Origin of the sequence: Brasilonema sennae CENA114, assembly GCF_006968745.1 — a bacterium.
Taxonomy (GTDB): Bacteria; Cyanobacteriota; Cyanobacteriia; order Cyanobacteriales; family Nostocaceae; genus Brasilonema; species Brasilonema sennae.
The window spans coordinates 4,493,832-4,506,853 of sequence record NZ_CP030118.1 but is presented as its reverse complement, the minus strand read 5'-3'; the positions used below and the strand labels follow the sequence as shown (position 1 = coordinate 4,506,853).

General features: G+C 42.2%; 11 protein-coding genes. 2 read left to right on the top strand and 9 right to left on the bottom strand.

The window, feature by feature from the left end:
• Positions 1-227: 227 nt before the first annotated feature.
• Complete coding sequence (locus DP114_RS18930; RefSeq protein WP_171976847.1) at positions 228-926, bottom strand: class I SAM-dependent methyltransferase; 699 nt, start codon at positions 924-926, stop codon at positions 228-230.
• Between the two features lie 75 nt (positions 927-1,001).
• Positions 1,002-1,907, bottom strand: coding sequence for a carbohydrate ABC transporter permease (locus DP114_RS18925; RefSeq protein ID WP_171976846.1), 906 nt, complete (start codon positions 1,905-1,907; stop codon positions 1,002-1,004).
• A 100-nt stretch (positions 1,908-2,007) separates the two neighbouring features.
• Between DP114_RS18925 and DP114_RS18920 the strand changes: the two genes are divergently transcribed.
• Complete coding sequence (locus DP114_RS18920) at positions 2,008-2,736, top strand: DUF3891 family protein (RefSeq protein ID WP_171976845.1); 729 nt, start codon at positions 2,008-2,010, stop codon at positions 2,734-2,736.
• A 354-nt stretch (positions 2,737-3,090) separates the two neighbouring features.
• Here DP114_RS18920 and DP114_RS18915 read toward each other — a convergent pair whose 3' ends face one another.
• The 4 genes from DP114_RS18915 to tftA all read right to left on the bottom strand — a co-directional run bounded on the left by DP114_RS18915 (position 3,091) and on the right by tftA (position 8,319).
• Positions 3,091-3,621, bottom strand: a complete 531-nt coding sequence (locus DP114_RS18915; protein ID WP_171976844.1) for a GAF domain-containing protein — start codon at positions 3,619-3,621, stop codon at positions 3,091-3,093.
• Positions 3,622-3,799: 178 nt separating this feature from the next.
• Complete coding sequence (locus DP114_RS18910; protein WP_171976843.1) at positions 3,800-5,026, bottom strand: acyltransferase family protein; 1,227 nt, start codon at positions 5,024-5,026, stop codon at positions 3,800-3,802.
• Between the two features lie 1,081 nt (positions 5,027-6,107).
• On the bottom strand, positions 6,108-6,251 hold the full coding sequence (locus DP114_RS18905) for a hypothetical protein (RefSeq protein ID WP_216669920.1): 144 nt from the start codon (positions 6,249-6,251) through the stop codon (positions 6,108-6,110).
• Between the two features lie 715 nt (positions 6,252-6,966).
• Entirely contained in the window at positions 6,967-8,319 is a 1,353-nt protein-coding gene (tftA, locus tag DP114_RS18900; RefSeq protein ID WP_171976842.1) for a hormogonium tapered terminus morphoprotein TftA, read from the bottom strand.
• A gap of 157 nt (positions 8,320-8,476) precedes the next feature.
• Between tftA and dnaG the strand changes: the two genes are divergently transcribed.
• Entirely contained in the window at positions 8,477-10,435 is a 1,959-nt protein-coding gene (gene dnaG, locus DP114_RS18895) for a DNA primase (RefSeq protein WP_171976841.1), read from the top strand.
• A 176-nt stretch (positions 10,436-10,611) separates the two neighbouring features.
• Here the strand turns inward: dnaG and DP114_RS18890 are convergent, their stop codons facing one another.
• The 3 genes from DP114_RS18890 to DP114_RS18880 form a co-directional block, all read right to left on the bottom strand.
• Positions 10,612-11,433, bottom strand: coding sequence for a hypothetical protein (locus DP114_RS18890; RefSeq protein WP_171976840.1), 822 nt, complete (start codon positions 11,431-11,433; stop codon positions 10,612-10,614).
• Positions 11,434-11,445: 12 nt separating this feature from the next.
• The gene (locus DP114_RS18885; RefSeq protein ID WP_171976839.1) at positions 11,446-12,369 is read right to left on the bottom strand and encodes an MbnB/TglH/ChrH family RiPP precursor modification enzyme; all 924 of its coding nucleotides are present in this window, start codon (positions 12,367-12,369) and stop codon (positions 11,446-11,448) included.
• Between the two features lie 315 nt (positions 12,370-12,684).
• Positions 12,685-12,876, bottom strand: coding sequence for a hypothetical protein (locus tag DP114_RS18880; RefSeq protein ID WP_169265327.1), 192 nt, complete (start codon positions 12,874-12,876; stop codon positions 12,685-12,687).
• Between the last annotated feature and the right edge of the window lie 146 nt (positions 12,877-13,022).

Sequence of the window (13,022 nt, the reverse complement as noted above, 5' to 3'; positions counted from 1 at the left end):
GCAGGCGTTAAGCGTTTGCGTAGCGCCCCCTTAGGGAGTAGCTCTCCGTCCGAGAGTGCCGCCCCTCTTAGGGGCTAGGAATCGCTCTCTTATAGTACACGTGTATTATTATGACTGACGCAACTGGTACAGGGCGATCGCTCTCTCAAAGATTTAGCGCGATATACTGGTCAAACAATCTATCAAATTAAGCATTGTTAGGCTGCTGTTGAAAACTTTTAATCTTGTCATAGTCGCCTTGCATACCAAGCATGAATAAAAAGAGTTTGCAAAAATAATACAGGAACATCAAAGCCGCTGGATGCGATGATCGACGCGACTTCCTGAGGTGGTAGCACAGCAGCATCCCGACCATGAGAGTCAAGGAATTTTTGGATATCTTGCTCCGGGTATTCGGCATACTTCAACATCCGAGTCCAAACCTCACGAAGGCTTTGATATGAGGAAGTGGACATATCGCAAGCCGAGTCCGCGCTAACCAAGTATCCCTGAGAGCGAAGTCGTGAAGCAATTTGACTGAAAAAGTTGCGCCGCTCTTCTTGCTGCATAAAGAAGTGCGAAACCAGCAGGCAAGTCACCGCATCGAACGGCTCCGAGGCGGGCAAAGAATCGAGATAACCTTGGTGCCATGTACAACGTGATGCAACTCCACACGCTTCGGCTTGCTGACGACAAATGTTAAGCATTGCAGGCGCAGGCTCAACCGCTGTGAATTGCCACTGTGGAAATTCACGGGCGAGATAAATCAATTCCAAGCCAGTTCCTACACCTACACAAAGAATCCGCGCATCAAAAGGAAGCTCACAAAGGATTAGGCGGGTCAGTAAATGAAGTGTGTCGCGCAATGGAGCAACCTTAGCCACTCTTTCGTCGTAGGTAGAGGCGCGTTCTTCGTTAAAGACAACAGTTTGCTTTTGATTTGGCATTATGTAGAGTAAATAATTATACCAATTTAAAAAATGTTTGCGACAGATAAGGCATTAAGGTCGCGTAAGTCCTGATCATGCTGTTATATTATCACCGCCCTGTCGATCAATCGCTAATCGTACAACGGATAGCCCCAAAATGATGAGGAACAGCACTAACCCAATTGTGCAAGCATAGCTAATTTCCAAATTACTAAATGCTTGTTCATATAAATAGTAAACTATTGTTTTAGAGCTATTGCGTGGTCCACCTTGCGTCATGATGTAGATTTCTTCAAACACTTTGGTGCCAGAAATGGCCGAAATCACAGTAACTAGAGCTATGTATGGTTTCATCAAAGGTACAGTAATATCCCAATGCTTACGGATACCGTCTGAGCCATCAATTGCTGCAGCTTCGTAGATGTCACTGGGGATGGATTGCAACCCAGCTAAATAAATCACCATGTAATAGCCTAATCCTTTCCATACCGTCACAGCCATGACGCTAAATAAAGCGAAGCGGGGACTCGTCAGCCAGGGGATTCCTTCTGGGAAAATACCCTTTAGTAATTGATTGAGTAAGCCATTTTCTGCATACAGCCACTTCCAAGCAATCCCCGCGACTACCATTGAAATCACGACTGGTGTATAGTATGCGGCTCTAAACCAGTTCATTCCACGCAGTTTCTGATTGACTAAAATTGCCAGTGCTAAGGGGGCGATGACTAAGATTGGTACAACACCCACAAGGTAGATTAAGGTGTTAAATAAAGTTTGCCAAAAAACTGGATCTTTGCGCAAGCGCTGAAAGTTAGCAAAACCTACCCATTGGGGCATCTGAGTTAAATCATATTCGTAGCGGGTAAAGCTGAGGTAAAACGCTTGTAGTGCAGGCCAAAAGACGGTTAATCCCAGGATAAGCAGGGCAGGGAGTAAAAAAAGGTAAGGAGTCAGTCGCCGTGTGATGAGAACCCAATCTTTGGCTGTCAATCTATTCATAGGAAGATTTTTGTCGTGCTGTTGAGGGATGAATTTCGAGTTTGGATAAGTGCAAAATCAAAAAGAAAATAAATGTTACAAGAGCTTTTAAACCTAATTTATGATTGCTAATCTACACGAGAAGGGTTGGGAAGTTATTTACCATCGCGCCCATGCTTTACTTGCAGCTCAAATAGCGGGACATTGGCACCCAGAAAAGCGCCCGTTGCGTTGGTTAGAGACAATTGCTGCTATTTCCCATCACGACGATTTGGAAAAGGAATGGGAAAGCAATCACCTCACTGAAGCTGGTGCACCGCTAGATTTTACCTTAGCCAAGGGAACTGATGTAAATAGTGTACGACGACACACGCAAAATGCCAGATATCGCGGACGATGGGTTGCTATGCTGATTTCCATGCATATGAGCTTTCTCTATGAGAGTAAGCGTGGAGAATCACCAGAATTGGATAGCTTTTTAGACGAACAACTCCAGAATCACGAGCAATGGCGTCATGAGTTGAATATTACAAAGGATAAAGCTGTGGAAGCTTATGAGTTTTTTCAGTGGTGTGATCGCCTTTCACTCATCCTCTGCAACCGTGTGTTACCTGCTAATGAACGTGCGTTAGAAATTGCAACTCTGCCAGACGGCAAGCGCTATGATGTGGTACAGTCTGACGATGGGAATGTTACAGTACAACCGTGGCTTTTCCTAGAAGAGAAGTTTACTGTTAATGTGGAAGCTTGCTACCTAGAGCAACTGAAATTTGATAGTAACGATGAACTCACGCAAGCACTTCAAACAGCACCGATAAAAACTTTGGAGTGGACGTTTGTTCGGCTCTGATTAGTGATCATCCAGGGAACATCCCAAATGTGTAATATCATCTTCGGATGAACACTTATAAAAAAACTACCCCTGCCTAACCCTCCCATCCCCCTTTCACTCACAAGGGTAGGTATTTTACTTTCTCGTGAGGGGACTCTAGAGGGGTAGCCAATAGGGCGGGTGGGGTGAATGCGCGATTTATAAGTGATTAGGCGAACTTGATATAAGCTATGTCAAACTCAGATGATTAGTTGTGTAGCGAGAAAACGGAATAAACCGGAATCTCTTTTTTCAAACTCTCCTCTGTAGTCGCTTCCACCAGGGTTTGAGGACTGGTAGGAAGATAATTCTTCCGATCCCTGGTCTGTTAAGTTAAACTTCAACATCTCGCACATAAGAAAGCACAAATGGTTTCAGCTTTTCTAGAACCTGATGAATGAAAGATCGGTCGAATTCGTCCCACACTCGGGGATGCCCGAAAATACAAGGTTGTAGAATTGCCCACAGTAACCCATCCTGGCACAGGTGAGCGTGAATCAATGCTCGATGTCCAAAGTATTTCCGCTCAAAATCAATGTTTAATACATCTGAACTGGCTAGATCAACATCTTCTACAAAGATAGAGGGAGCCGCACGGAGGGCTGCTGCAAACATTGGATCTTCCCGCTCCCACTCAATTTCTGCCTCCCAGCCATTCGTACTCGTATCGGGAATCTCAGGGCTACGCCGCCAACAGAAATTTTGATACGTCCTGGTGTGTGGATTTCGCAGGTGAAGAAAACAGCGATCAGTGTGCAACACGTCGCACACCGCTGGTAGTAATGCAGCAAACACATCCTTTGGTTTACTGTTGGCTACAAACACGTTTTCTATAACTTCCGCTAGGACTGTCTCTGGTGTCATAGATGGCGTTTATGATAGAATAACTGGATATTTTTTGAATCAGCCTAGAAGAAGAATTGCTGATCTTAACCAATCAATATTATTGTCCCAAAATTTACAAGTTTTTGGCAATCTCCTGCTTAGTATTATTCGCTGTTAAGTAGGTCAACCTTAAAAAACGTAAAATAGACTGAGTCCTTCACATTTGAGACTTCACTTTAACTGGAAGATGGGACATAAAAGGTCGCTCACAGAATCGGTAGAATACGTAAGCAACAAGTATTGACAATGGAACCCCGATCACAAACCATTTAACGGCCAACATTGAAGGAGACAAGTGCATACTCAGTAAAATTTGAAATACAAGCCAAACTATAGGAGCATGGATAATATAAAGGCTGTAGGAAAATACTCCCAGTCCAACAATCCGTGGTGATTCTAAGAACCGCACCGCAGGGGGAAGTGGCTTACCGTTGATGAAGAAATTGGTACAGTATATGAGAAAACAAGCTGCGCCAAAAGCAATAAAGTAATGGATCACCCATTCCGGCATTTCTTGTATCAAATTAAATCGTATCCACTCTGTTAAAAAACCAAAGCAAATAAAAACAGCAGCAAGTTTATCCCAAGGTAATGATTTTTTCATCCGCACCAAAAATGGTTTTTGTGAAAAGTTGATTTCTGCTGCAGCCATTCCCAAAGCAAAAAGACCTAAAAACCAAGGATGAACAGTAGAAGAAAGTTCACCCATCAGATAGTTAAGTGTAATTCCAACAACAAAGGCAATTGTTAGTGTAGGTAATAAGCCCAGACGTCGCCATATTGGTATTAAAAAGATGGCAAACACAAAATAGATTTGCCACTCTACAGCAACAGTCCATGTTGGACCATTTATCTTATTAATATATGAACTGCCGAAATTTTGAAGAAGTAAGAGATAACAAAGTATATCTTTGAAAGAATATGAAGGAGAGAACAAACCTTTGAGGTTACTTAATCTTTCTTCATCCCAGCCTAAATTAGCAGTTTGCTCTATCCAGAGTACGAATACACCTATTAATGAACATAAGATTAGAGCAGCATAATATGGTGGTAAAATTCGGCGAATCCGTCGCTTAAAGAAACCTAGTAAGCCTCCGGAGAAATATTTTTTATCAGAACGAACTACTGGAAGCATCAAACAGTAGCCCGAAAGAACAATAAAAACAACAACAGCAAAAATTCCATATCTGAGGAACTTTGCTATGGGTAACCAAAGTAAAGCAGGTTGTAAAGCCTCTGCAAGACTGGGTTCCCAACAATGAACGAGAACCACATATAGAGCTGCCAAACCACGTATACCATCTAAGTAAGCCAGACGGAGTCTCTGATTACTAGGCTTTTCAGAATAAGTACTTGAAGACTCGTAAGTGATATTTTGCTGCATTGGTAACGATAAATGATTAAGAGCTAAAGATTAAGAATTAGACGCACAAAATTATGAACACGAGTTGTTTAATAAACTCATGCTATTAGGAAGGTATTTAACTACCTTTGGAACAAGGTATTCAAACAAAAATTTTATGTAAGTTAGTGTCAGAGAATGATTTTTCTAGTTAAAACGACAGTCTTGACATCAAACTCTACCAGTAACAAAACTAAAGCCAAATCAAGGAATTTTCATTTTTTTATTCACAGAGAGTAATGCTTTGTCCTAATATTAACAAACCCTTGAATACGAGAAGTCTTTCTAAAGTAAGAAAACAGTTTAGTACAACTCATCATTAATAGAGTTTGGAAATCAAATTTATGCCAAAGCAAGAAAATGAATTGTCTTTTAAGCCAATTCCGAACCCGTTTTATGGTGAGATGTCCTTAGAAATATTACTTGTGCGATGGTAGGTGACAACCAAAATATATAAGTATTAACTACTTGTATAGATATTTGCTTTAGGATAAAACTAGATTTTTTGCTACCAATGGTAAATAAGTCGCAAAAGCGAATTAAGCCATATCTGAAACTAGTTACATTCTGTTTAAAGCATCAAACACTGTGAAATGAAGTCATAACAAAGACTTTCTTTCACATTTTTCAATGTTGACGAACTTACTACTTTTGCTCTACAGGCGTTCTATTTAGGTTGTGAATGTAATTTTGTTGAACTAACCGTAAAGCACGCGTCCCTTGATGCATGCGCCTGACTGTATTAGGACACAAAGAATTTAGATCAATTACAAAAAATAATGTTGTTCACGAACAATTTAGTATTGCTGTATCTGAACAAACTCTTGTATTGAACAAAGTACAGTTGTTTACATATTCACACCTATATGTAGCGTGAAATTGTGATATTTCATCATCAAGCGAAGCTCTGCATTCCTAGAACATTCGCAACTAAAAATTGTTACGAATTTATACAGTTCTGTACTAAGTTGTGTATTATGAAAATTCTTTATCTTGCAAGGCTGTGTAGAGTAGAGGTCACGCCTCTAACCTTGACCAAGAAAGCCTTTGAAATCTATAAAATTCAGGGGGGAGTAACACCACCAGGAACCCTGACGGCATGAACTCTTGGAACTACTAGCTCATACCCTACAAAAACTGTTCCTTTTAGCAGTGGTTGCTGGATGTGAGTCAGAAGGATTTTGGAAAGAAAACCTAGCTTAAACATACTAATGACCTCTGAGCTTCCATCGTACAGTTCACTCGTCACTGCACATACTGTAGTAAATGCACAGCTGCTCTCTACATTAGACTTCTAGCAAAAATATTGATTTTATTTTTATAACTACAGATAAATGATTGTAAAAAACGTTCCTCTACTGTTGCCATTAATAAGCCATTTCCTTAAAGCTGAGCGACTTGTATCGAGCGAAGTCGAGATAAGTCGAAGCTTTTATTCCTCTTGTGAAGGACTAGAAAAAGGTGATAGAAACAAGTAGACAATAGTACATACTAACAACCTATATGTAGTTATTTGTGTATACTTTGAACATAGCCAAAGATACTTAGTTTTGCTAAGAGATTAATGTTTCTATAGTCAAGTAAACCATAACATCTATGACAATACAAATCGTCATGTTGTGCCCACTCTTTAATAGATATTTACGGAAATAAAGATAATCTTCACCAAATCTTGATTTCAAGAAAAAGCTTCTTATATGTGAACATATTTTCTTCTATTTTTACTGGGGAGCCACCTTGGGCAACAAGCCAACCCAAAGAAAGTAGACGGTTGGGAGTGTCAACTCCCAGCAACCGCGATGGCGCAGAGCGCCCGCCACTACTTTTTTCCTGTGCAAAAATTCCTCAAAGTGATCTCCTTCAACCGCAAACGTACGACGGTTGCGGAGAACAATTTGTTTGTGGTGCTAGGATCTCAGCACTTAGAATAGCCCTGCTGACTCATAAAGCCGTTTGAGCATTGCCATAATTTTGTTACCATATTCCAAATCGGCAGACCAACGTCCCGAAAGTTGTTCGATTGATGGAGCAATACCGCGAGTCACAAAGCGAAATCTTGGATCTTCGAGTTCTTGCACCAGTGGTTCCAAACTGGCGTAAGCTTTCAAGTGTTGGATGTGCGCCCGAACACCAAGTCTGGCACTTTCAAACGACGCTGCGTTTGGTGCACCACCAATAGCCCCTAAACCTGCAAAGTTATTTTGTTCTGATTTGACATCGTCACCAAAGTGTAAAAATCCAGTTTCTAAGCACATTTGGCAGAAAGCAATGTCATGACTCACTCCTTCTATTGTCGCTTCTTCGCGGTAGAGTTTGGGCAAGTCGGGAAACTGCACGATCGCATTTTCATTATTGTTTCTCAGAAATAACTGCAACTGCACTTCTGATGCATGACCATATGACATAATCTTGTCAATTTGACCAAGTGGAATTTGGGCGATCGAGCGCAAATTTAGAGTCTGAGTTGCACTATCCCATACGACAGAAAGATGAAAGTCGCGCAGTTCAACGGCTTTGAGGAAAACAACTCGGCGATAAGTCACGCGGCGGACATTAGGCGCTTTGGATAAATCAATCCGCAAGCGATCCGCCAAGTCAATGGGGATATAAGCATTACCGTTAATGAGTATCCCTTTCTCTGGATAAAGTTGTCCATTAATATTGATACTAAATACCGGATATGTTGAGTCTGTTTCCACAGCTGAACCAGGATCAATAGTACGACTCCAAGATGCAACTCCATCGGCAATTCCTAAGGCAAAGTCGCGGCGGCGAGTTTGCAGCAAGGCGCGATCATCTGGGCTAGTAAGAAAGCCAACTTGCATCAACAAAGAAGCAACTGATGTCTGACGACAAAACGCCAAACGCCCCAAACCTGTTGCTGAGTCTGACTTGACTCCCCGATTTGGTAACTGAGGAACACGACGCAACAGTCCCACCAGTAGCAGTTCGGCATGATTTCTGCGTTCATCATTGTTAGCAATGTAGAAAATGCTTGCCCCACGTACAGAAGGATTGCTCGCAGCATCAGCATGAATTTCTATGGCAACATCTTTTGGACGAGCGCGAGAATTTATCCAAGCGATAGTTTGTTGGGCGCTCAAGTCATCTGGAACTGCCAAAACTTCAAAATTACGCGCTCTGAGTTCGGTGATGATCAAATCCCGCAGCATAATCATTTCCTTGGCTTCGGTTGTCCCACCAGCAATTGAGCCTGGATCTATTCCTCCTGCTTCTTTGCCTCCGTGAGCTGCTGAAAGAAAAATGCGTCCCATTTTCAGTATTTCCTGTTATACAATTAACAATGAGCGATTCTGATGCGTCATTCTTGGATTGGCATCAAGAATATAATATTCATCAGAACCGTTAGTCTATAGACAACAGTCAATGATCAATCATTTGTAACTCTTGACTGTTGACTCCTAATTTAGTATGCACATCCCCCGCCTGCATCCGGACACAATTGAAGAAGTTAAACAACGAGCTGACATTGTCGATGTCATCTCAGAACAGGTTGTCTTACGCAAGCGCGGAAAAGACCATGTAGGTTTGTGTCCCTTTCACTCAGAAAAAAGTCCCAGTTTCACTGTCAGCCAAACTAAGCAGATGTACTACTGCTTTGGCTGTCAAGCTGGTGGCAATGCTATCAAGTTTCTCATGGAGTTGGAGAAGCGCTCTTTTGCTGAAGTGGTATTAGATTTGGCGCGGCGTTACCAAGTCTCAGTGAGAACGCTAGAACCAGAACAGAGGCAAGAGTTGCAGCGTCAGTTGTCTTTGCGCGAACAACTATATGAAGTTCTCGCTGCGGCGGCACAGTTTTATCAACACGCTCTCAGGTATAATGGACAGAAGCGTCCTTCGGAGGCTCCCCTGGTTGAGGCGAGTTCGGGAGAGAAGGCATTACAATATTTGCAATCGGTACGCCAACTGAAGGAAGAAACAATACAGCAGTTCGGTATCGGATATGCGCCCGCAGGTTGGGAAACACTCTACCGTTATTTAGTTGAGGACAAACGCTACCCAGTACAACTGGTAGAAAAAGCAGGTTTGATTAAGGCACGTAAGGAAGCGAGTGGTTATTATGACGTGTTTCGCGATCGCGTCATCATTCCCATCCACGATGTTCTCGGACGTGTCATTGGCTTTGGTGGCAGAAGTTTAGGTGATGAACAACCTAAATATTTGAATTCACCGGAAACAGAAGTTTTTATCAAGGGGAAAACTTTGTTTGCCCTTGATAAAGCAAAAGCAGGGATTTCCCAACAGGATCAAGCTGTGGTGGTGGAGGGATATTTTGATGCGATCGCTCTCCACGCAGCCGGGATAAATAATGCGATCGCCTCCCTTGGCACTGCTCTTAGCATAGAACAAGTTCGGCAAGTCCTACGCTACACCGACTCCAAACAGTTAGTCCTCAACTTTGATGCTGATAAAGCTGGGACAAACGCCGCACAAAGAGCAATTGGAGAAATTGCCGAACTCGCATATAAAGGTGAAGTCCAGCTTAAGATTCTTAATTTACCTGATGGCAAAGACGCTGACGAATACTTGCAAGGACGTGAACCAGAAGATTATAGACAATTATTAGCAAATGCTCCACTTTGGTTAGATTGGCAAATTCAGCAAATGACAAAAGAGCGTGACTTGAAACAGGCTGCTGATTTCCAACAAGTGTCTGGGCAGATGCTAAAGCTATTGAAAAATATAGCTAACAGTGATACACTTAACTATTACATTTCCCACTGCGCTGAAATCCTCAGTTTAGGAGATACCAGACTGATATCCCTAAGAGTAGAAAATCTTCTGACACAAATTGCTCCTACTAGGGCATTTCGTAAGCCAACACCAGTTATCAAACAGCAACCTGTAGAAAGACAGCAAAGTCTCGACAAGAGTGAAAGCAATTTATTACCAATAGCAGAGGCTTTATTGTTGCAAATTTACTTGCACTATCCAGTATATCGTGGGGCTATAGTTGATGTTTTAGACGAGCGAGATTTGCAATTTAGTCTTTCTCATCACCGCTTTTTGTGGCGGCAAATTTTAGAGATTTCCTCTGGGATTGACGATGATTTGATATCAATGGTGCAAGATAGATGTCTAGAGTTTCCAGAAGAAATGAGTTTGGTATCTCACTTATTTCATTTAAATGAGAAAACACAAAAGGAAATCATCTCACGTCATGATAAGTTGATTCAAGCAGCCACTGCTTGCATTGAACTGGTGCTACGTGAAAAGCGCTATCGTCATTTATGTGAAGTCTTTGAGCAAATCGATCCAGAAGCTGAGCCGGAAAAATGGGAATCTTATTGTAAAATTTTCTACCAAGAAAAACAGCAACTTCAGGAATTAGACCGTCAGCGACAATTTTCCCTTGCGGAATTGCTGTGACACAAGTTTCAAAGGCGTGTAGGGGAGCCAGTACCGGGGTGAGGCAGTCCGGACGCCACATGCCTACGGAGGGGTTTCCCACGCCCAGGCGACTGGCGTATGCGCAAAGCGCACGCAAGCGAGGTCTAAAGCGCAGCGAGACCGGAGGTCTTCCCCGAAGGGAAGAGTTGCGATACTTAACGGGAAAAGTCAGATGCTGACAGTATCGATGCTTGGTGATGGAAGCTGAGAAAGCCTCTTTCAGCTAATATCTCTAGGTCTTGAAGTGTTAAAGATAATTGTGTACATAGATGCGATACGCTACGCTGACCATTACAAGCCAATAGGATCTCACCAAGTCGAGATCCTACTGGCTTGATTTGCAACTGATTTGTGGAAGAGATTGTCAAAAGGAGATAGTAATTACCTTCAAGCCCAGATTCAGGCACTCGACCTTCATTCAAGGTTGTGAGCAGACTATCAGGCTCATGCCGAAAAAGGACAATGCGATATTGAGGATTCAAATTAGGAAAGAAATCCTCTGAAACCCCTAGTTTTAAGCTGTTATTGCCAGCTACCTGTTCAGGTATAAATCTCATTAGAAAAAGCACGGAGATCTCGAAACGCAAAATTTCTTCCAGAAATTCATTCTGGATGGTGCCTTGCTCAAGTTGTGCGATCAAGAACTCCCCGAACCGGACGGCTTCCTGCTGGTAGTAGAAATTGCGCGGCGGCTGTGTTTGCCAGTAAATATTGAATACCTGGTTGAGATTCTGAGTATTTAGCACTGTGCAGGTTTTGGGCAAGAGATTTACCAGCATGCTAAGACGAAATGAACGATGAAGCATTCTACCGATGCCAAGCCCAGGCGTCTGAGCCAAAGATACTAGGCGCTGATGTTCTAGGGGAGTTAGATCAAATGCCCCTAGAGCTAAATCAGGACTCGTCAAAACTTGCAAGCAAAACTCTGAAGACATCACTAATTCGGATAAAGCCTGTTGAAAACCTACAAGTGTCATAAAATCATTCCTTTATCGGCTGGCTTTCCAAATCGTTTTAGCCCTACTAAGTTCTTGTTTGAGCAGTTCAGGTCCCATGCGATGGTAATGTGTCCCAAAGACTTCAAAGACAATACCAGCTACATTTGGGGCTTTGGGCAGAAGTTCCTCCAGTAGTTGCCAAACTGCTTCTGGACAAACTCCTGAGTGAGCGTCTAGATAGAAACCTTCCATCATCATTCCGCCTGCGAGATGGATTTCTACCACTTTGGTTAAGTCAAGGTTGCTAAGAAAATCCCAAGGATCAAAACTATGGTTGCAGGCATTGACATAAACGTTATGAAGGTCGAGTAAAAGCCCACAGCCAGTTCGAGCTGTAAGTTGATTGAGGAACTCTGCTTCACTCATCTCTTGGCTGGGAATCTCAAAATAATAGACATTGTTCTCCAGCAGGAAAGGCACTGAGATTTCTTTATGGACATGATTTACCCTCTCTACAAGCAGATCCAGGACTTCTGCATCATAGGGAACTGGCATGGTAAGCCCCACATCGATAAGATGATTAGATGCATCCGCTAAGCGACTAAAGGATAAATGATCGCTGTGCCAAGGGAAGTGATACTGTCGCTGCCATTTCGCAATCTGGGCTACATGTACACGATCAAACCAGTCTGCGCTACCAATGGACAGCCCGATGCTATGAGCAATAATCGGCTTGTGTTTTGCAAGAAATTCTAAAAATCCCTGAGTTTTTCGATTTTCTTGGTAGCGAGGAGCCGCACTAGAACCCAAATCATTCCAGAGGGTATCTGGAATAATCTCTAAAAAATCAAAGGTGTCCAAGTGAGCTTCTACAAAACTTTGCAGCGGTGCTTGAAATGAAAGACCGACGCCGAGTTTGGGAAGAGCAGACAAAGTGTTAGCGTAGTCCTTTGGTTCCTGTTCTAGTGCAAGCATAAAATTGCTATCTCTAATATCAGATGAGGTGGTCGCGCATCGCCAAATAAATGAAGATAGCGAAGTGATAATCTCACTCAGATGTAATTGAAAACCACTCCGTTATTCACCACTCATTCCAAGTAAATGCACCTATTACTGTCACCGCTGTTCAAATTGTTAGTAGAAGTTATCTACTATTGAAAATATCTGCCCACTAACTATTACAGATAGGCTAGTAAGGATGATTCATGAAATAAAATGCAAAACTTTTATTGGATAAAGTGCGTTAGCACTACTCGTAACTCATCCTACAAAAGCTGCTCTTTATTTAATTCACTTCTTAATGATACCGTCATACTGATTAGTCACCTTTGGATCAAATCCGGAACGACAGGCAGGACAGGCACCGACATTGGTATACTTAACATCGATGACAGAGCTTTTACCACCACTCACTTCCTTAGCTTCTTGTTCAGATAATTCTTGAAACTGCTCTAAATCTTTCAACAAAGACTGATCGATCATGATTTTTCTCCACATATATAAATTAAGTGAAATTCGGTGAAAGATTGCTAAATCTCCAACCAAATAAACTTATCATATTATATAGGAACCCGGTTAAATTTTTGAGTCTTGCATCAAAGGAGTGGAATTCACTGCGGTTATCGGGC

What these genes read in the sequence shown, in the direction of transcription:
- DP114_RS18930 (WP_171976847.1), bottom strand. Translation starts at nt 926, where the DNA reads ATGCCAAATCAAAAGCAAACTGTTGTCTTTAACGAAGAACGCGCCTCT.
- DP114_RS18925 (WP_171976846.1), bottom strand. Translation starts at nt 1,907, where the DNA reads ATGAATAGATTGACAGCCAAAGATTGGGTTCTCATCACACGGCGACTG.
- DP114_RS18920 (WP_171976845.1), top strand. Translation starts at nt 2,008, where the DNA reads ATGATTGCTAATCTACACGAGAAGGGTTGGGAAGTTATTTACCATCGC.
- DP114_RS18915 (WP_171976844.1), bottom strand. Translation starts at nt 3,621, where the DNA reads ATGACACCAGAGACAGTCCTAGCGGAAGTTATAGAAAACGTGTTTGTA.
- DP114_RS18910 (WP_171976843.1), bottom strand. Translation starts at nt 5,026, where the DNA reads ATGCAGCAAAATATCACTTACGAGTCTTCAAGTACTTATTCTGAAAAG.
- DP114_RS18905 (WP_216669920.1), bottom strand. Translation starts at nt 6,251, where the DNA reads ATGTTTAAGCTAGGTTTTCTTTCCAAAATCCTTCTGACTCACATCCAG.
- tftA (WP_171976842.1), bottom strand. Translation starts at nt 8,319, where the DNA reads ATGGGACGCATTTTTCTTTCAGCAGCTCACGGAGGCAAAGAAGCAGGA.
- dnaG (WP_171976841.1), top strand. Translation starts at nt 8,477, where the DNA reads ATGCACATCCCCCGCCTGCATCCGGACACAATTGAAGAAGTTAAACAA.
- DP114_RS18890 (WP_171976840.1), bottom strand. Translation starts at nt 11,433, where the DNA reads ATGACACTTGTAGGTTTTCAACAGGCTTTATCCGAATTAGTGATGTCT.
- DP114_RS18885 (WP_171976839.1), bottom strand. Translation starts at nt 12,369, where the DNA reads ATGCTTGCACTAGAACAGGAACCAAAGGACTACGCTAACACTTTGTCT.
- DP114_RS18880 (WP_169265327.1), bottom strand. Translation starts at nt 12,876, where the DNA reads ATGATCGATCAGTCTTTGTTGAAAGATTTAGAGCAGTTTCAAGAATTA.